This is a genomic window from Mesorhizobium marinum (assembly GCF_040813675.1).
GTDB lineage: Bacteria > Pseudomonadota > Alphaproteobacteria > Rhizobiales > Rhizobiaceae > Mesorhizobium_K > Mesorhizobium_K marinum.
In genome coordinates this window covers 608,560-626,078 of sequence record NZ_JBFOCI010000002.1, presented here as the reverse complement: position 1 = coordinate 626,078, position 17,519 = coordinate 608,560, and the positions used below count along the sequence as shown (strand labels likewise).

Below are 17,519 nucleotides of genomic sequence, written 5' to 3'. Positions count from 1 at the left end.
GTCTAGCGCTCCATGGCCAGGATGCGGCGGGCGGCGTTCAGGCCAGGCGTGCCGGAGACGCCGCCACCCGGATGCGAGCCTGCCCCGCAAAGGAACAGCCCGCCGATCGGCGTGTCATAGCCTTCCGCGCCGAATACAGGCCGCGACACCAGCATCTGGTCCGCCTGCAGTTCGCCATGGTGCCAGTGGCCGCCCGGCATGCGGTAGCGCTGCTCGAGGTCAGCGGGCGTCAGGAGGTCGGCATGACGCACCCGCTTGCCAATGCCCGGTGCGTGCTCCTCCAGTTTCGCCATGATGGCGGCGAGGAACTTCGCCTTGCCGGACTGCCAGCCCTCGCGCAACCGGTAGGGCGCATACTGGATCACGGCGGACAGGACGCAGGCGCCGTCTGGCGCAAGCGACGGATCCGAAAGCGAGGGAAGCGTAACCTCCATTACGGGTGCGGGCGAAAACTCCCCGTATTTGCAGGGGTTGAAGGCGCGCTCGACATGATCGACCGATGGCGCGATGACGAGCCGGCCGCGGTGGCCGGCAGAATCGACGCCGGCGAATTCCGGCGGCCTGTCGAGGGCGAGATGCAGCTTCGCGGCGTCGCCGCGATTTCTGATATTGCGCATCTTGCGCACGAAGCCGGTATCGAGTTCGCGCGGGCCGACCAGTTCCAGGAACGTCGCCGCGGGATCGGCGGCCGACACGACGGTCGCCGCCGACAGTTCTTCCCCATCTGCCAGGATGACGCCGGTCGCACGACCGTTCTCGATGCGGATAGTCCTGACGACCGCTTCGGTGCGCACGGTGACGCCGGCGGCGGCGGCCGAACCGGCGATAGCAGAGACTACCGCGCCCATGCCGCCCTTGGGCGCGAATTGCGCCCCCGGCACGCCGCCAACGTCTCCGGCAAGGCGATAGTAGAGGCCGAGCAGCGAGGTCGGCGAGCGCGGCCCGAGATGACTGCCGAGCACGGCGTCGAAGGCCAGCAGCCCTTTCAAGCGATCGTCGGTCAGTTGTTCGTCGAGCAGGTCGGCCACGTTCATCAGGATGACGCGAAGGAAATCGCGCATGTCCTCCTTGCCGAGCTTCTTCAGCGCCCAGCCGGCCTGGCCGAGGGAGAACGTCTCGGCGAGCGAGTTGCCGCCGCGCAGGTCCGGCGGGCGGCGGGAGAGAAACGGCTTCAGGACGCCTGCATAGCGAAACAGCTGCGCCCGCAGGCTCCTCCATGCGGCCTGCTCGGACGCCTGGGCTCCGACGAGGTCGTCACCGTAGGCGCCCGCCAGCGTCAGCGGGCCATCCCTGGTCGACAAGGATAGCGACGGCACGGATTGCTCCGGCTGAAGGACAAGGCCGTGCTTGGCGAGATCGAGCAGCTTCACCACCTCCGGATGGAGGCGATTGAGCAGGTGCGCGACGCTCGATACCCGGAAGCCGGGCGCGAACTCCTCGGTGCGCGCGGCGCCGCCGAGTTCGGACGCTGCCTCGAGCAGCAGCACCTTGCGGCCTGACTTCGCCAGAACGGCCGCGCAGACGAGGCCGTTGTGCCCGCCGCCGATGACGATGGCATCAGATGACGTCATGGGCCGGGCTCATGTGGCGGTTGGGTGTGGAGAGGTCGCGGAGGATCTCGGCGGCGGCGTTGCGGCCGGGTGCTCCCATGACGCCGCCGCCCGGATGGGTCGACGACCCGCAGATATAGAGGCCTCCGATCGGCGAGCGGTATTGCGCGTAGCCGGGCACCGGCCGATTGAAGAGAAGCTGGTCGAAGGTGAGTTCGCCCTGGAAGATGTTGCCCTCGGTGAGGCCGACCTCGGCTTCCAGCTCGCGCGGCGTGCGCACCTCCATGTGCACGATGCGGTCGCGGAAGCCCGGCGAATAGTCGGCGATCTGCGCAATGACCGTTTCGGCGAAGGCGTCGCGGTCGGTGTCGGTCCAGTCGCGCCCTTCCACCTTGGGCGGGCAATATTGCACGAAGCAGCTCATGAAGTGCTTGCCGGGCGGCGTCATCGTCGGGTCGAGCGTCGTCGGGATCATCATGTCGAGAAAGGGATCGGCCGACCAGCGCCCGGCCTTCCAGTCGTCATAGGCGCGCTCCATGCGCTCGACGGAATCGGTGAAATGAAGGTCGCCGCGATAGCAGGGCGAGTCCTTTGGCAGGGCGGGGAACTCGGGTAGCGAGTCGAGTGCGATGTTGACCTTGCCGGACGAGCCCCGGATCTTGAAGTTCCTGACCCGGCGCAGGAAAACGTCCGGCAATTCCTTCTCTGCGACGAGCTTCAGGAAGGTGCGCTTCACGTCGGCATTGGAAACGACGAGTTTTCCCGAAATCTCCTCGCCGCCGGCCAGAACGATGCCGGTGGCCTTGCCGTCCCTGACCACGACATGGTCGACCTCGGCGCCGGTGCGGATCGTGCCGCCCGACGCCTGGAAGCTCGCCGACAGGGCTTTGGTGATGGCGCCCATGCCGCCGCGCGCATAACCCCAGGCGCCGACCGAGCCGTCGACCTCTCCCATGTAGTGGTGCAGCAGCACATAGGCGGTGCCGGGCGACATCGGGCCCAGCGCGGTGCCGATGATGCCGGAGATCGAAAAGTTGGCCTTGATGACGTCGGTCTCGAAATACTCGTCGAGGAAGTCGGAGATCGACATTGTCCAGAAACGCAGGGTCGCGGCCATCTGGTCGGGGCCGAGGCCCCAGAACTTCTTTGCCAGATACATCAGTTCGCCGATGTCGCGCGGCTTCAGGCTCGTCGGGTCAGGCGCCGTGCGCATCAGCAGCGGCTGGATGAAGCGACATTGCCTCGTGACGTCGCGCGCATAGCGGTCGTAGGCCTCGGCGTCGCGCTTCGAGAAGCGGGCAAACTCGCGGCGGTGGGCGTCATGGTCGCGGTAGTTGGCGAGGTAGTCGCCGTCGCGCGTGAACACCGCACCGCCTTCATAGGCGATGACCTGCAGGCCGAAGCGCGGCAGTTCGAGGTCGCGCATGATCTCGGGCCGGAAAAGCGAGCAGACGTAGGAGCAGTTCGAGTAAAGGAAGCCAGGCGTGAGTTCGCGGCTGACCGCCGCGCCGCCGACCCAGTCGTTCTTCTCGACGACCAGGACGTCGAGCCCGGCCCGCTGCAGGTAGCATGCGTTGACCAGGCCGTTGTGGCCGCCGCCTATGACGATCGCGTCCCAGGTTTTCAAACGATGGGTCCCCACGTCTCTTTTCCGGAAAACCTGCCACGTCGCCCCCGAGCTTGTCCAGATATTGAATGAATGTTCAACAAACGCAGTTGCAATTTCTTCATGGCGCGTTAGGCTTTGCCGAGATTTCCGGCCACAGGCGCGTCAACGTTTGGGGAGGATCGATGAACGAAACGCATGCTATCGCGCCCGAGTATGACGACCAGGCGATCCGGTTCCTGGAGGCGCTGTGGGGCGACGGCTACCTGTCGCCGGGCGGACCCGAAGAGGTCGATCGCGTGCTCGAAGGCCTTTCGCTGCAGGGCAAGTCCATCCTCGACATTGGCTGTGGCTCCGGCGGCATCACCCTGCACCTGCTCGAGAAGCACGGCGCGGGGCGGGCGACCGGCTTCGACGTCGAACTGCCGGTCGTGGAAGCAGCCCAACGCCGTGCCGCGGCTCGCGGTCTCTCGGAGCGGGCGCGTTTCGTGCAGGCGCCACCCGGACCGCTGCCGTTCGCCGACGCGACGTTCGATCTGGTCTTCTCGAAGGACGCGCTGCTGCATGTGCCCGACAAGGAAGCGCTGTTTGCCGAGATATTCCGGGTTCTGAAGCCCGGCGGCGTCTTTGCCGCGTCGAACTGGATGATCTCGCATGACGGCGAGCCTTCGCCCGAAATGAAGGCCTATGTCGCCGCCGAGGGGCTCTCCTTCTCGATGGCGTCGCCGGCGCGCTACGCGGCGGCGATGCGCAAGGCAGGGTTCGAGGACGTCGTCACGCGCGACCGCAACCCGTGGTACCGCGAGGTCGCGCGCCGGGAACTCGAAAGCCTGAAAGGCCCGCTCTACGACAAGGTCGCCGCAGCCGTCGGCGCGGCTTATGTCGACAAGAACATCGTGACATGGGAAGCGATGCAGAAGGTGCTTGACTCGGGCGAGCACCGTCCGACTCATCTTCGCGGCTGGAAACCTTCGCACGGTCCATGAACATGCACGCCCAATCCCATACGTCATCATCCTCCAGCCTGCCGGCCACGGTTTCCGCCAGCCGGGCGGTCGTGGCGCCTGGAGGCATGCCGTGACCGTCGACACGCTCAATCCGCCGGCGGCCGAGCCGGAAAGGCGCGGGCGCAAGGCGTCCAAGGAGATGCGCCGCCAGCAGTTGATCGAGGCGACGATCGATTCGCTCGCCAAGCGCGGCTATTCGGAGACGACGATGGCTGACGTCGCCGATGGCGCCGGTCTTTCGCGCGGCATCGTGAACTTCCATTTCGAAAGCAAGGAGAAGCTGCTCGTCGCGACGCTGCAGTTCATGGCCGATGAGTATGCCGCGCATTGGCGCGCTGCGCTGCAGAAGGCCGGCGACGATCCGGCCAGGCAACTCGGCGTGATCGTCGCCGCGGACTTCGACCGCTCGATCTGCAACCGCAGGAAGCTGGCGGCCTGGTGCGCCTTCTGGGGCGAGGCGAAATCGCGCCCGACCTACCAGGCGCTCTGCGGCGCGCGCGACCAGGTGTACCAGAACGTGATCGTCGATCTCTGCCGAAAGCTGAAGGAAGACGGCGGCTACGCCTACGAGCCGGTCGCCGCGGCGCTTGCGCTTGCAGCAATGCTGGAAGGCTTGTGGCTCAGGCTGATGATGGGAACCGAGGACGTGACGCGCGAGACGGCCTACCAGGCGGCCTGCGAACACCTCGCCTCGACGTTCCCTCGACATTTTTCTCGCGGCGGGGGGCGCGCGCAAGCCACCGGGTGACCGGAACGACCAGACGATAAACAGAGACAGGGGAACGAACATGAAAACAAGAATCCGTCTTGCGATCAAACTGGCGGCCACCGCCGCCCTGCTTGGCTCGGCAGCGTCAGTCGCCAAAGCCGCGGACAGCGAACTCATCATCTTCGAGTGGTCCGGATACGAGGACCCGGCCTTCCATCCCGGCTACGTTGCCAAGCACGGCGATTCACCGACCTTCACCTTCTTCGGCGACGAGGACGAGGCTTTCGAGAAGCTGCGCGCAGGCTTCAAGACAGACCTCGCGCATCCCTGCTCGCAAAGCGTCGTGAAGTGGCGGGAGGCCGGACTGCTGCAGCCGCTAGATACCTCGAAGATCGAGGGCTGGAAGGATCTCAATCCCGGCATCATGGCGATGAAGGACCTGGCCACGACGGAAGACGGCACGGCCTGGTTCATGCCCTGGGACTGGGGCAACACGCTGCTTACCTACAACAGCGAGAAGGTGTCGGAGGACGACATCAAGTCGGTCAAGGTGCTGGCAGACCCCAAGTTCAAGGATCGCGTCTCGATCGGCGACAATGTCGACGACGCCTACGCCCTGGCCGCACTGTCGCTCGGCGTCAGGGACTGGACCACCCTCACCGACGAGCAGTTCCAGCAGGCTTCGGACTTCCTGCGTGAAGTGCACAAGAACGTTCGCCTCTACTGGACGGACACCACCGAAATCGTTCAGGCGCTGACCGGCGGCGAGGTGGACATCGCCTGGGCATGGAACGACGCTGCCGTGCAGGCGGCGGCGGCAGGCGCGCCGATCAAGTCGACGCGCGACACCGTCGAGGGACAATCGGCCTGGGTGTGCGGCTTCGTCCGGCTGAAGGATGCGCCGGGCAGCGAGCAGAAGGCCTATGACTTCCTCAACGCGGTCAACGCGCCGGAGGTGGCGGCCTACCTGCTAGGCGACTGGGGTTACGGCCACGCCAATTCCAAGTCTATGGCGACGATCGACCCGGCCGTCGTGGAGGCCCAGGGCTATGCGGACGTCGACAAGTTCATGGCAAAGACGCTTTTCCAGTCGCCGCTGCCCCGGCTGAAGCAGAAGATGATCGAAGAGTTCGAGAAGATCAAAGCCGGCTACTGATCCGCTTCTGCGCATGATGGAGGCGGCGCCGTGTGCGTCGCCTTTTTCGTCTCAATGCGTCGTCAGGCACACCGGTCAGGTCTCCTGTCCGCCAGAGCCCGTTTCTGACGCGCGGGCCTTGCGATCGGCTGCCGCGTCGGCCGCGAGCAGGCTGGAGAGCATGTCGAGGCGCTGGTTCCAGAATTTCTCGTAGTGGCGTATCCATTCCATGCCGGCATGCAGCGGCGCGGCGTCCAGGCTGCAGATATGCGTGCGACCGTCCACGCGGCGGCGGACCAGTCCGGCGCGCTCCAGCACCTTGATGTGCTTGGAGGCGGCGGCGAGCGATATCGAAAAGGGCCCGGCGAGTTCACCGACCGTCATGCGTGATCCGGACAGGCTCTGCAGCATCGCGCGCCGCGTCGGGTCGGAAAGGGCGTGGAAAACATCGTCGAGAAGGTGGTTGTCTGGCATGGCAGGGACATTACGAACGCCACTCACAATTGTCAACCTAATGGTTGAATAAATGCCAGGCAAGCAGGCCAACAACGTGCCGGCGACGGAGCCACTTGCAAAGCAATAGCCGTCCGCGTCTGCTGGAGCAGACACAATTCGGCGAGAGGCACGGGAACAATGCAGCTTGGCATGATGGGACTGGGCAGGATGGGCGCCAACATGGTGCGTCGGTTGATGCGCGACGGGCACGATTGCGTCGTCTACGACATCAACGCGGCTGCGGTGGCCGACCTCGCCGGCGATGGCGCGACGGGTGCAGGTTCGTTGCAAGATTTCGTATCCAGGCTGGAAAAGCCGCGGGCTGTCTGGCTGATGCTTCCGGCGGCGATCACCGGCAAGGTCGTGCGCCAGGTGGCGGCATTGCTGGAAGAAGGCGACATCGTCATCGACGGCGGCAATTCAAACTACCGCGATGGCGTCGATCTCGGGGCCGAACTGGCGACGCGCGGCATCAGTTTCGTCGACGTGGGCACGTCCGGCGGCGTGTGGGGGCTGGAGCGCGGCTACTGCCTGATGATCGGCGGGCCGAAGGATGCGGTGCAACGCCTCGACCCTATTCTCGCATCGCTGGCGCCCGGCGCCGGTACGGCGCCCGAGGTGCCCGGGGATACTGCGTCTCGCGGCTATCTGCACTGCGGGCCGAGCGGGGCCGGCCACTTCGTCAAGATGGTGCACAACGGCATCGAATACGGGCTCATGGCGGCCTATGCCGAGGGCTTCAACATCCTGCAGGCAGCCGATGCCGGGACCAAGGCGCGCGCCGCCGACGCCGAGACAACTCCGCTCGCCGAGCCGCAATACTACCAGTTCGACATCGACCTCGCGGCGGTCGCCGAGGTCTGGCGGCACGGTTCGGTGATCGGTTCCTGGCTTCTCGACCTGACGGCCGGCGCGCTGAAGGACGATCCCGATCTCAAGACTTTCGGCGGGCGCGTATCGGACTCCGGCGAAGGCCGTTGGACTCTGAAGGCCGCGATCGACACCGGCGTGCCGGCGCCGGTGCTGTCGACTGCGCTGTTCGACCGATTCTCCTCACGCGGCGAATCGGAGTTCGCCGACAAGCTGCTGTCCGCGATGCGCTATGCCTTCGGCGGACATGTCGAGAAAAAGGGGTAGTTCAAGTTTCCAAAGGGTGGAGCCTCAATAGGTTTCCTCTGCCTAGCCCGAGGCGACCGATGGGTAGTTTCGATTGTAAGCTGCCGTGCGGCCTGTGCCAATTGTAGCGATGTAGCCATCGCGGAAGCTCGGTTGTTCGCTCGTGAGAGCTGTTGTAGGGCGCGGGCATCAGCCCACTCGACCGCGCGGCCGAGGGGCGTGCAGCCAATGTCTGAAACGGCTCAGTTGGTATCGACGCTGATGCCGTGATGTTCGACGATCCCCGGTTGGATCAGACGTGCATGGGGCAGCCGGGACTTGCCGGGAGCGGGCAGTGAGCGAATCCAGCCCAGGCTTCAGGACGATGCCGGTGTAACTCGTCCGCTATTGCTTCGGCGCTGGTTGCTGCCGAAATTCCAGGCTCTCGTTCAATTGCTTCAACGCCGCTTCGCTCTCGGCTTTCGCCTTCCGTTGCAGTTGCTCCGCGTCTCGCTTGACCTTTAGCGCGCGCTGCAAGTCGGCTTCGACCTCTCTTTGCCTTTGGGCGTCACGTCGTTGCACGAACCAATCGTGGAAAATCCCGTGTTTTCCCCGCGCCGGGCCGTAAAAGACCATCCCGGCGACAAACGCAGCAAGAATGGCGGTCGCACCGACAAGCCTGAGAAACCCTATTCCCGGCTTCGATTTGTTGTGGGCAAGGCGGCCAAATCGCAATTTGGTTCGGCGACGATGTCGCTGCAGTTCACCCCGAGACTGGCGGTCATCTGCCATGGTCTATCTTCCGTCAGGCCGGTTCCAGCCCGACACCAAGGTACCCAAATCCGGAGAGCCCGCCAAGCAGCCAACCCTGCGGAATGCGGGATGGTGGTGCGAACTAGCCGCCGTTGAAGCCGGGAGGACGCTGGGTGAGTTCGATAGGCATCACTCTGTTACCGACTCGTAACCGCCGATATGCTATTGATAGTTTGGAGGGGGACGGCAGAGCGGGCACTAGCGAGCCAAAAATGAAGACTGGCGAATTAACGCGACGAAGCATCCTCGGAATTCTCGCCCTGGCGATCTCTGGATGCACGTCGGTGGATCCGGAAGTGGAGCCGACTCCTCCAGAGCCCAAGCCGGAACGCGGCCTTAACCCCGCCTTCGCGCGCGCGCATGTGCAGTACGAAGGAAGCGAGCCGCCCGGAACAGTCGTCGTCAATACGACGGAACGTTTTCTCTACCACGTCGAGGAGGGTGGCTGGGCGACGCGCTACGGCGTGGCCGTCGGCGAACAGGGCCTGACGCTCAAAGGAAAGGCGACGGTCGGGAACAAGGTGGAATGGCCCGGCTGGACGCCAACCCCCAGCATGATGCAACGCAAGCCCCGCTTGCTGCAGTATGCTAATGGGGTTCCTGGCGGGCCTGCCAATCCGCTGGGTGCGCGAGCGCTCTATCTCTACCGTGACGGGCGCGACACGATGTACCGGCTGCATGGCACCAACGAGCCTTGGTCGATTGGCACGGCCGTATCGAACGGATGCGTCCGCCTGACCAACGAGGACATTGTCGACCTCTATCAGCGCGTTCCCATGGGAACCACCGTGCTGATCATCTGACTGCCGCCGCGCGCCGCTCCTTCTTTCCCGACAGGGCCGGTCACTTGGCGCGACGTCGCCGACGGGCAGGGGTAGAAGGCTGTATAGCCGCCTGAAGCGGGCACACGCCTCAGTCGCGTCCCAGCAGGATCACTAACAGGCCCAGCACCGTCAGGGCCGCGCCCGCCACGATCGCCAACGACGGAAGGCCGTGGCCAAGTCCGGCCTCCAGGACGATGACGAAGCTTGGCGTGAGATAGGCGTAGGGAAAGACCTTGGCGCTCGGCAGGTGCATCGACGCGTATTGGAGAAGGAAGAAGGAGATCGCCGTCGCGAAGATGACCAGATAAGCGATGGCGCCCCAGACGACCCAGTTGAGGCCGGCCCAGTCCGTTTCGGCCAGTTGCGGGATCGCGAAGGGCAACAGGCAGAGCGTGCAGCCTAAGAGCGTCCACACCGTGAATTCGAAGACGCTCTCGCCGCGGCTGAGCAGCCTCACCAAAGGCGCGTATAGCGCCTGGCATGCGCACCCGATGAAGAAGATGACCCCGCCGGTGCTGACGTGAAACGCGCTCAGGCGCGCGATCTCTCCCCTGAAGATGACCCAGAGCGCACCGGCGGCTGCGATCATCAGGCCTGCCAGCACGACCGGGTGCGTCCTCTGTCCGAGCAGCAGGAAGCCGAAGCCAGCGGCCATGAACGGAATGAGCGTGAACACCGCGCTGGTCGACACCGGGTCGGTGAGTTGCAGCGCGATGAACATCAGGACGAAGTAGGCGCCCATCAAACCGCCGAGGAGCAGGAAGCGCCACGGCGCCACGGGAACTTTCAGCGGACCCCGCACGATGCGCAACAGCGCCGCCATCAGCAGGAACGCCGCCAGGAACCGGACGAGGTTCAGCACCGAGGAAGGCACGTGCGGCGCCGCCAGCGCGCCGAACGAAAACGAGCCGGCGATGATCAGCGCGTAGGCCAGCATGGCGAGACGCGCGATCATCGCCGTACGCGGCGCCCCCGGCCGGCCTTCGGTCATCTCCCCCTCGCCCTCCGCGCCTAGCCTTCGATCTTGAACATGCGCTGCCCGTCCTGCTTGCAGATCGTCACCATTTGGACATACAATCCACTATATGGATATATGCAGCAAGCTGGATTTCGGACCGCCGCCGGACTGCCGCCCCAAGATGCGCAGCGAGTGGTAACGGAGACAAGATGTCTTTCCTAGGCGACATGCTGGCGGCCATCACCGAACGGGGGCGGTCGCTGACCGACTTCACGGCGCTGCCTCAGGCGACCACGCCCGCCGAACAGACGGCCGCTCTGTGCCACAACCTCCTGAGGTCGCGCGGAGAGGCCATAGCGCTCGCGACCGCGGCCGAGATCCTGAGGCGATACCGCAAACAGGACCGCGCCCAGCGCATCGGGTTCTTCCGCATGCTGCTCGACGAGTTCGGCCCGGACATGGAGCCGCTGGTGGCGGCGGCCCGCGCCTTCTCGACGTCGCCCGACGAGCGCGCCGCCGAAGCGCTTCATCGTCTGTCCGAGCCGCGTCGGCAGGATTTGTTTCGCATGCTGAACCAGTCGGCGCACGGTACGGCCGAGCTCATCCGCATGCGGGCCGACCTGCTGGACGTCCTGCCTGACCATCCGGAGCTCGAGCCCGTCGACAAGGATTTCCAGCATCTGTTCCGCTCATGGTTCAATCGCGGCTTCCTCGAACTGCGCCGCATAGACTGGGATACTCCGGCCGCGATCCTCGAACGCATCATCCGCTACGAAGCGGTACACGAGATCAAGGACTGGGACGACCTGCGCCGCCGCATCGATCCGCCGGACCGCAGGCTCTACGCCTTCTTCCATCCCCGCCTGCGCGACGAGCCGCTGATCTTCGTCGAGGTGGCCCTGGCGCGCGAGATGGCAGGCTCCATCGACTTCATCCTAAGCCCCGAACGGAAGGTGCTGGACGCGCACGAGGCCGACACTGCCGTCTTCTATTCGATCTCCGATTGCCAGCCGGGCCTGCGCGGCATTTCCTTCGGCAACTTCCTGATCAAGCAGGTCGTCGAGGAACTGCGGGCGGACCTTCCGCAGCTCAAGCGGTTTGTGACGCTCTCGCCGGCGCCCCTGTTCGCACGCTGGCTGGCGCAAAACATGCCGCCGGACATCGGCGAGGCGCTGCAGGACGCCGATTGGTGGCGGGACGCCAGGAAGGCAGCGTCGATCGAACAGTCCCTCACGGCTTCCGCCGCGTGGTATCTCACCGGCCCGCGAAGCGCGGCGGGCCGCCTGCTCGACCCGGTCGCCCGGTTTCATCTGGGCAACGGCGCGCGCCTCGAACGCATCAACTGGCTGGCGAACACGGGCGCGGCGGGCATGGCGTCCTCGCACGGCATCATGGTCAACTATCTCTACAGGCTGGGCGACATAGAGCGGAACCACGAAACCTATGCTTCCGGGCAGGCCGTCGCAGCGTCCGCGCCGGTGCGCCGCCTCGCCGCGACCGGCGCGCGCCTGCTAGAAGTCGCCGACACCAACGGGGGAACATCATGAACGGCAATCTCTTCGCCACCATCGAAGGCCGCATCGCCGATCCGTCACGGCCGTTCCTGACGGGAGAGGACGGGCGATCGTTCACCTACGGCGACATGCTGGCCGCTTCCGCACGCTATGCCAACGCGCTTGTCTCGCTGGGCGTGAAGGCGGGCGACCGCGTTGCGGTGCAGACCGGCAAGCATGTCGACAGCGTCTGGCTCTATTTGGCCTGCCTGCGCGTCGGCGCGGTCTACCTGCCGCTCAATCCGGCCTACACCCCGGTCGAAGTCGCCTATTTTACTTCGGATGCCGAACCGGCGCTGATCGTCTGCGAAGGCAGCGCGCGCAACACGCTGGCCTCGGGGCTCGGGAAAGCAAGTGTGCGGATCGAAACACTGGACGGGTCGGACGGCGGCTCGCTTCAGAAACTCGCGGATACGATGCCGCTTGAATTCGATACGGTTGAGGCGAAGCCCGACGACCTGGCCGCAATCCTCTACACATCCGGAACCACCGGCCGCTCCAAGGGCGCGATGATCACGCATGAGAACCTGCGTTCGAACGCGCTGTCGCTTGTCGACATCTGGCAGTTCGGCGCAGACGACGTCCTGCTCCACGCATTGCCGATCTTCCACACGCACGGCCTGTTCGTGGCCATCAACACCGTGATGCTGTCCGGGTCGTCGATGATCTTCCTGCCCAAATTCGATAACGACGCTGTGATGTCGGCTCTTCCGCGGGCGACGGCGATGATGGGCGTACCGACCTTCTACACCAGGCTGCTTGGCGACACGCGCTTCGATCGCGGCGCGGCCAGCCACATGCGCCTCTTCGTCTCCGGCTCGGCGCCGCTCTCGGCCGAAACCCACCGCGCCTTCACGGCACGCACCGGCCACGCGATCCTCGAACGCTACGGCATGACCGAAACCAACATGATCACATCCAATCCCTATGACGGCGAGCGACGCCCGGGCGCGGTCGGGTTTGCCCTGCCCGGCGTCTCCCTGCGCATCGCCGAGCCCGACACCGGGAAGCCGCTGCCGCACGGCGGTATCGGCGTGATCGAGATCAAGGGCCCGAACGTGTTCCAGGGGTACTGGCGCATGCCCGAAAAGACCGCCCAGGAGTTCAGGCCGGACGGCTGGTTCATTACCGGCGATCTCGGCTACATCGACCCGGACGGCTACGTCACGATTTCCGGCCGCGCCAAGGACCTCATCATCTCGGGCGGGTTCAACGTCTACCCGGCCGAGATCGAGAACGCGTTGGACGCGTTGCCGTCGGTCGGCGAGTCCGCTGTCATAGGCCTGCCGCATGCCGATTTCGGCGAAGCGGTGACCGCGGTCGTGACCGCCCGAAACGGGCAGATCGTCGAAGAGGGTGAGGTTCGCGGCGCGCTGGAAGGCGTACTCGCCAAGTTCAAGATTCCGAAACGCGTGCTCGTCAGGTCCGCCCTGCCGCGAAACGCGATGGGCAAGGTTCAGAAGAACGCGCTGCGCGAGGAACTTGCGCGGCTCTATCTGGACTGACCGGCACGACCCCACAGTTCGGCCGGCCCTCGATCCATCGGCTGTCGCCAGCGCGCCCGGCCGATGTGAGCGCCGGCCCGGGCGGCCACCCATGAACCATGGTCAACACGCCCGCCGTCAGGCCGCGCCTCGCCGCGAATCCGCCGCGGGGCGGACGCCGTACGCGACATCCTGGGAGTCACAGGCAGACCGCCCGCTCAAAAAGGGGGTTGCCACTGATTTGAGAATGTGCGCTAAATGAATGCAATATCCGTATAGTGGATACTCGGAGGGGTGCAGATGAATGTCAGGGTAGCCATCGACACCGGCGGTACGTTCACCGACGTTGTCGCGATCGACGAGCGAACGGGAGCGATCACGGCGATCAAGACGCCGTCGACGCCCAGCGATCCGAGCGTCGGGTTGCTCGACGGCGTACGCAAGGTTCTCGAAAAGGTGGGCGCCGAGCCGCAGGATCTCGCGATGCTGCTGCACGGCTCGACGGTCGCTACCAACGCCGTTCTGGAGCACAAGTTCGCCGGCCTCGGCCTGCTGGTCACCAGCGGCTTCCGCCACATGATCGAGATCGCGCGCCAGTCGGTGCCGGACGGCTACGGAAACTCGTTCTTCTGGGTGAAGCCGCCGAGGCTGGTTCCCCTGCACCTCGTGCGCGAGGTTCCCGGCCGGCTCAAATTCGACGGCACGGAACTCGAGCCCATCGACGAGGAGGCGACGATCCAGGCGGTGCGCGAACTCGTCGAGGACGGCGTCACCTGCATCGGCGTCTGCCTGATCCATTCCTATGCGAATGGCGAGCACGAGCGCCGCATCGGCGAGCTGATCGAGAAAAACTTCCCGGGCGTCTTCGTTTCGCTGTCGTCGGTGGTGCTGCCGGAGTACCGCGAGTACGAACGCGCCATGACCACGCTGGTGGACGTGCTGGTCAAGCCATACTGCAAGACCTACCTGCAGAGCGCGGCCGACCGCCTGCGCGCGCAATCCGGCGACATCCCTTTCCTCATCATGCAGTCGAACGGCGGCGTGGTGAAGCATGCCACCGCAGGCGACAAGCCGGTGACGATGCTGCTGTCGGGCCCGGCGGCCGGCATCCTCGGCGCCATCCACATGGCGACGCTGGCCGGCTACGACAACATCCTGACGTCGGACGTCGGCGGAACGTCGACCGATATCGCCATCATCGAGAAGCAGACCCCGATGTACACGTCGGAATCGATGATCGAGCACTATCCGGTGAAGACGCCGATGCTGGACATCGTCACCGTTGGGTCCGGCGGCGGCTCTATCGCCTGGACCGACCCCTATGGCAGCCTGAAGGTCGGCCCGCAGAGCGCCGGCGCCGACCCCGGACCGATCTGCTACGGCCGCGGCGGCACGCGTCCGACCGTCACCGACGCCGCGATCGTTCTCGGCCGGCTCCCGACCTCCCTCATCGGCGGTGAGATCAAGCTCGATCTCGACGCCGCGCGAAAAGCCTATGAGGAGCTTGGCAGGCAGCACGGCATGAGCGCCGAGGAAGTGGCGGCCGGCGTGCTCGAGATCGCCGCCGTCAACCAGGTCTTCGGCATCCGCAAGGTCACCACATCGCGCGGCCGCGATCCTGGCAACTACGCGATGGTCGCCTTCGGCGGCGCCGGCGGTCTGTTCGCCACGGAAGTTGCCGACTTCCTCGGGATGAAGACCGTCATCTCGCCGCCCGACCCCGGCAATCTCTGTGCGCTCGGCCTGCATGTCTCCGACGTCAGGCGCGACTACATCCGCACCATGGTACGGCGCCAGTCGACTGCGGACGTCGCCGAGATCGTCGCCGCGTGGACGGCGCTCGCCGAAGAAGGTCGCCGCGACATCCGCGCCGAAGGCATCGGTGACGCTGACATCAAGACCGAATATGTGGCCGACGTCCGCTACTTCGGGGAGGGCCACGAGGTGCAGGTCACGGCGCCCGACGGCGTTTCGGGCGAGGCGGCGGTCGCGCATATGTGGAAGGACTTCCACCGCGTCCACGACGAGTCCTTCGGCTTCCACTACGAAGGCGAGCAGGACGTCGAGCTGGTGAACCTGAGGGTTCGCGCCGTCGGCGTCCAGAACCGCCCGCGGATAGAAGCGAAGGAGACGGCGTCGGAACCGGCTAAACCCTTCGGAACGCGCAAGGTCTACTGGAAAGGCACCGGCTGGGTCGACAGCCCGCTCTACGAGCGCACCGAACTGGTCGCCGGCCAGGTCGTACCGGGACCCGCCATCATCCAGGAGTACGGCTCCACCGTCGTGGTGCCCGGCGGCTGGTCCTGCACCACCGACGGCTACCGCAATCTTATCCTGACCGCGAGGGAGACGCAGTCGTGAGCAGCGAGAAGAAAGTGAAGCTTGGCCCGATCGAGCTCGAAGTCATCCACGGCACCATTCGGGCGGCGGAGTTGGAGATCGAGGCGGCGGTCGAGCGGACCGCGCGGTCGCCCATGATCCGCGACCAGCACGACTATCGCGTCGCGCTGTTCGACGCCAAGGGGCGCAAGCTGACCGGACGTTCCTATTCGGCGATCGTCGAGCCGGTGTTCGAGTATTTCGGCGCCGACAACATCTTCCCGGGCGACGTGTTCTTCTGGAACGATCCCTACAATTCCTGCGGCGCCATCGGCCACGTGCCCGATCTGTGCACGACGGTTCCGATCTTCCATGGCGACAGGCTGATCGGTTTCAGCCAGGTATTCGGCCACCATGACGACGTCGGCGGCGCCGTGCCGGGCAGCTTGCCGGTGCATGCGACGGACAGCTGGATGGAAGGCGTGCTCGTTCCGCCGATCAAGCTTTACGACCGCGGCGTCCTCAACGAGGCGGCGTTCCGCATCATTACGCGCAACTCGCGCCTCGAAGACCACCTCGCCGGCGATCTCGACGCCGAGATCGGCGCCTGCAAGCTCGGCTCGCGCCGCATCGTGTCGCTCGCCGAGCGCTACGGCGTCGAGACTCTGGAGGCGGCCTTCGAGCAGATACTCAAGAACGCGGCCGAGATTTTCCGGCGCGAGATCCTGCCGAAGATCAAGGACGGCGTTTATCACTACGAGGACTACATCGAGGCCGACGGCGTCGAGGACGGCAAGCTGCACGCGCTGCGCGTGACCATGACCAAGACGCCGGACAAGATCGTGCTCGACTTCAATGGCACCGATCCGGAGGCCAAGGGTCCCATCAACTGGGCGCTCGACGAGGTCGAGGGACGCTATTTCCGCAAGTGGCTGGCGCCTGTCCTGCGTTCGCTCGCGGCATCGCCCGAACGGGCCGCCGAAATCGATTCGAACGAAGGCGTGCTCGACGTCATCGACGTGATCTTCCCCGCGAAGGGCACGCTGATCACGCCGACATTCGGCAAGCCGACCGGCATGCGCTTCTTCCTGATGCTGCGCTCTCTTGGCGTCTTCGCCGCATGCCTCTCCAAGGCGACGGACGGCCGCATGCCGGCCGACCACGAGACCATCCGCATCTGGGGTCTTACCGGCGGACGCAACCGCGACGACTTCTTCCTCTTCCGCGAGGTGCTCGGCGGCGGCGGCCCGGGACGGCCATGGGCCGACGGATCGGACGTCGTCCACATCGTTCCGAACTCGCGCAACCTGCCGGCGGAATTCTCCGAGACGCGCTACCCGATCATGGTCGAACAGCTGGCGCTGAAGACAGATTCCGGCGGCGCCGGCTTCAGGCGCGGCGGCTTCGGCTACGACAAGCGCATCCGTGCGCTCGACGAGTGCCGCCTGATCTCCAACGCCGACCGGTCGATCCTCGGGTGCTATGGCGTCAACGGCGGCAAGACCGGACAGAACTACCAGGTCTCTGTCATCGAACCCGACAATGGCGAGAAGGTCTATCCGGGAATGTCCGACACGGTCGTCGTCAAGCCCGGCACGTCGGTGCGCGTGATCACCACCGGCGGCGGGGGCTGGGGCGACCCGCTGGCGCGCGAAGCCGACAAGGTTGTCTATGACCTGCAGTGCGGCCTCATCTCGGAGGCAAGCGCGCGCGACGACTACGGCGTGGCGGTATCGCTCGCCGGCCGCAAGTGGGCGCATGACGCGAGGCAGACCCAGGCGTTGCGCGAGCGCCTGCGCAAGGAACGCGGAACGCCGCCGATGTTCGACCGCGGCGACGCTTTCCGCGCCATGAAGGCAAAGGGCATGGTGCGTCTGCCCGACAACTGGACCGATCCCGACGAGGGTTGGCACGCGGTTGGCGAGGGGGCATCCTTGTCGCAGGCGGCGGAATAGCAGGGCATACGAGGAG

14 protein-coding genes and 1 pseudogene are annotated in these 17,519 nt (G+C 65.4%); 9 read left to right on the top strand and 6 right to left on the bottom strand.

The genetic code is table 11. From position 1 onward, the window contains the following. Positions 1–2 precede the first annotated feature (2 nt). Positions 3–1,571 carry a phytoene desaturase family protein gene (locus ABUE31_RS08585; protein ID WP_367723112.1) on the bottom strand — a complete coding sequence of 523 codons (1,569 nt, stop codon included), beginning with the start codon at positions 1,569–1,571 and terminating at the stop codon, positions 3–5. Then, the gene (locus ABUE31_RS08580; protein WP_367723599.1) at positions 1,558–3,177 is read right to left on the bottom strand and encodes a phytoene desaturase family protein; all 1,620 of its coding nucleotides are present in this window, start codon (positions 3,175–3,177) and stop codon (positions 1,558–1,560) included. The genes ABUE31_RS08585 and ABUE31_RS08580 overlap by 14 nt, the downstream gene beginning before the upstream one ends. A 164-nt stretch (positions 3,178–3,341) precedes the next feature. Here ABUE31_RS08580 and ABUE31_RS08575 point away from each other — a divergent pair, with 164 nt between their 5' ends. From ABUE31_RS08575 to ABUE31_RS08565, 3 genes are all read left to right on the top strand, one after another. Further along, positions 3,342–4,142, top strand: a complete 801-nt coding sequence (locus ABUE31_RS08575) for a methyltransferase domain-containing protein (RefSeq protein ID WP_367723111.1) — start codon at positions 3,342–3,344, stop codon at positions 4,140–4,142. A gap of 91 nt (positions 4,143–4,233) precedes the next feature. Next, a complete protein-coding gene (betI, locus tag ABUE31_RS08570) occupies positions 4,234–4,911 on the top strand; it encodes a transcriptional regulator BetI (RefSeq protein WP_367723110.1) in 678 nt (225 codons plus the stop codon). Positions 4,912–4,951: 40 nt separating this feature from the next. Further along, a complete protein-coding gene (locus ABUE31_RS08565; protein WP_367723109.1) occupies positions 4,952–6,028 on the top strand; it encodes an extracellular solute-binding protein in 1,077 nt (358 codons plus the stop codon). Positions 6,029–6,103: 75 nt separating this feature from the next. On the opposite strand, the gene ABUE31_RS08560 is transcribed toward ABUE31_RS08565, so the two are convergent. Continuing rightward, on the bottom strand, positions 6,104–6,481 hold the full coding sequence (locus tag ABUE31_RS08560) for an ArsR/SmtB family transcription factor (protein WP_367723108.1): 378 nt from the start codon (positions 6,479–6,481) through the stop codon (positions 6,104–6,106). Between the two features lie 159 nt (positions 6,482–6,640). Between ABUE31_RS08560 and gnd the strand changes: the two genes are divergently transcribed. Then, entirely contained in the window at positions 6,641–7,639 is a 999-nt protein-coding gene (gene gnd / locus ABUE31_RS08555) for a phosphogluconate dehydrogenase (NAD(+)-dependent, decarboxylating) (protein ID WP_367723107.1), read from the top strand. Position 7,640: 1 nt separating this feature from the next. On the opposite strand, the pseudogene ABUE31_RS08550 reads toward gnd, so the two are convergent. Then, positions 7,641–7,796 (bottom strand): annotated as a pseudogene (locus ABUE31_RS08550) (IS481 family transposase); the annotation flags it as partial. 206 nt (positions 7,797–8,002) lie between these two features. Next, the gene (locus ABUE31_RS08545; protein WP_367723106.1) at positions 8,003–8,389 is read right to left on the bottom strand and encodes a hypothetical protein; all 387 of its coding nucleotides are present in this window, start codon (positions 8,387–8,389) and stop codon (positions 8,003–8,005) included. Between the two features lie 233 nt (positions 8,390–8,622). On the opposite strand from ABUE31_RS08545, the gene ABUE31_RS08540 reads away from it, so the two are divergent. Next, positions 8,623–9,213, top strand: a complete 591-nt coding sequence (locus ABUE31_RS08540) for a L,D-transpeptidase (protein WP_367723105.1) — start codon at positions 8,623–8,625, stop codon at positions 9,211–9,213. Between the two features lie 109 nt (positions 9,214–9,322). Here ABUE31_RS08540 and ABUE31_RS08535 read toward each other — a convergent pair whose 3' ends face one another. Beyond that, complete coding sequence (locus tag ABUE31_RS08535; RefSeq protein WP_367723104.1) at positions 9,323–10,225, bottom strand: DMT family transporter; 903 nt, start codon at positions 10,223–10,225, stop codon at positions 9,323–9,325. Positions 10,226–10,401: 176 nt separating this feature from the next. Between ABUE31_RS08535 and ABUE31_RS08530 the strand changes: the two genes are divergently transcribed. The 4 genes from ABUE31_RS08530 (at position 10,402) to ABUE31_RS08515 (ending at position 17,503) form a co-directional block, all read left to right on the top strand. Next, entirely contained in the window at positions 10,402–11,739 is a 1,338-nt protein-coding gene (locus tag ABUE31_RS08530; protein WP_367723103.1) for a malonyl-CoA decarboxylase, read from the top strand. Then, on the top strand, positions 11,736–13,250 hold the full coding sequence (locus ABUE31_RS08525; protein ID WP_367723102.1) for a malonate--CoA ligase: 1,515 nt from the start codon (positions 11,736–11,738) through the stop codon (positions 13,248–13,250). Before ABUE31_RS08530 ends, ABUE31_RS08525 begins: the two co-directional genes overlap by 4 nt. Positions 13,251–13,529: 279 nt before the next feature. After that, complete coding sequence (locus ABUE31_RS08520) at positions 13,530–15,590, top strand: hydantoinase/oxoprolinase family protein (RefSeq protein ID WP_367723101.1); 2,061 nt, start codon at positions 13,530–13,532, stop codon at positions 15,588–15,590. Further along, positions 15,587–17,503: a hydantoinase B/oxoprolinase family protein gene (locus tag ABUE31_RS08515; RefSeq protein ID WP_367723100.1), complete on the top strand. Its 1,917-nt coding sequence runs from the start codon at positions 15,587–15,589 to the stop codon at positions 17,501–17,503. The genes ABUE31_RS08520 and ABUE31_RS08515 overlap by 4 nt, the downstream gene beginning before the upstream one ends. The last annotated feature ends 16 nt before the right edge of the window (positions 17,504–17,519 follow it).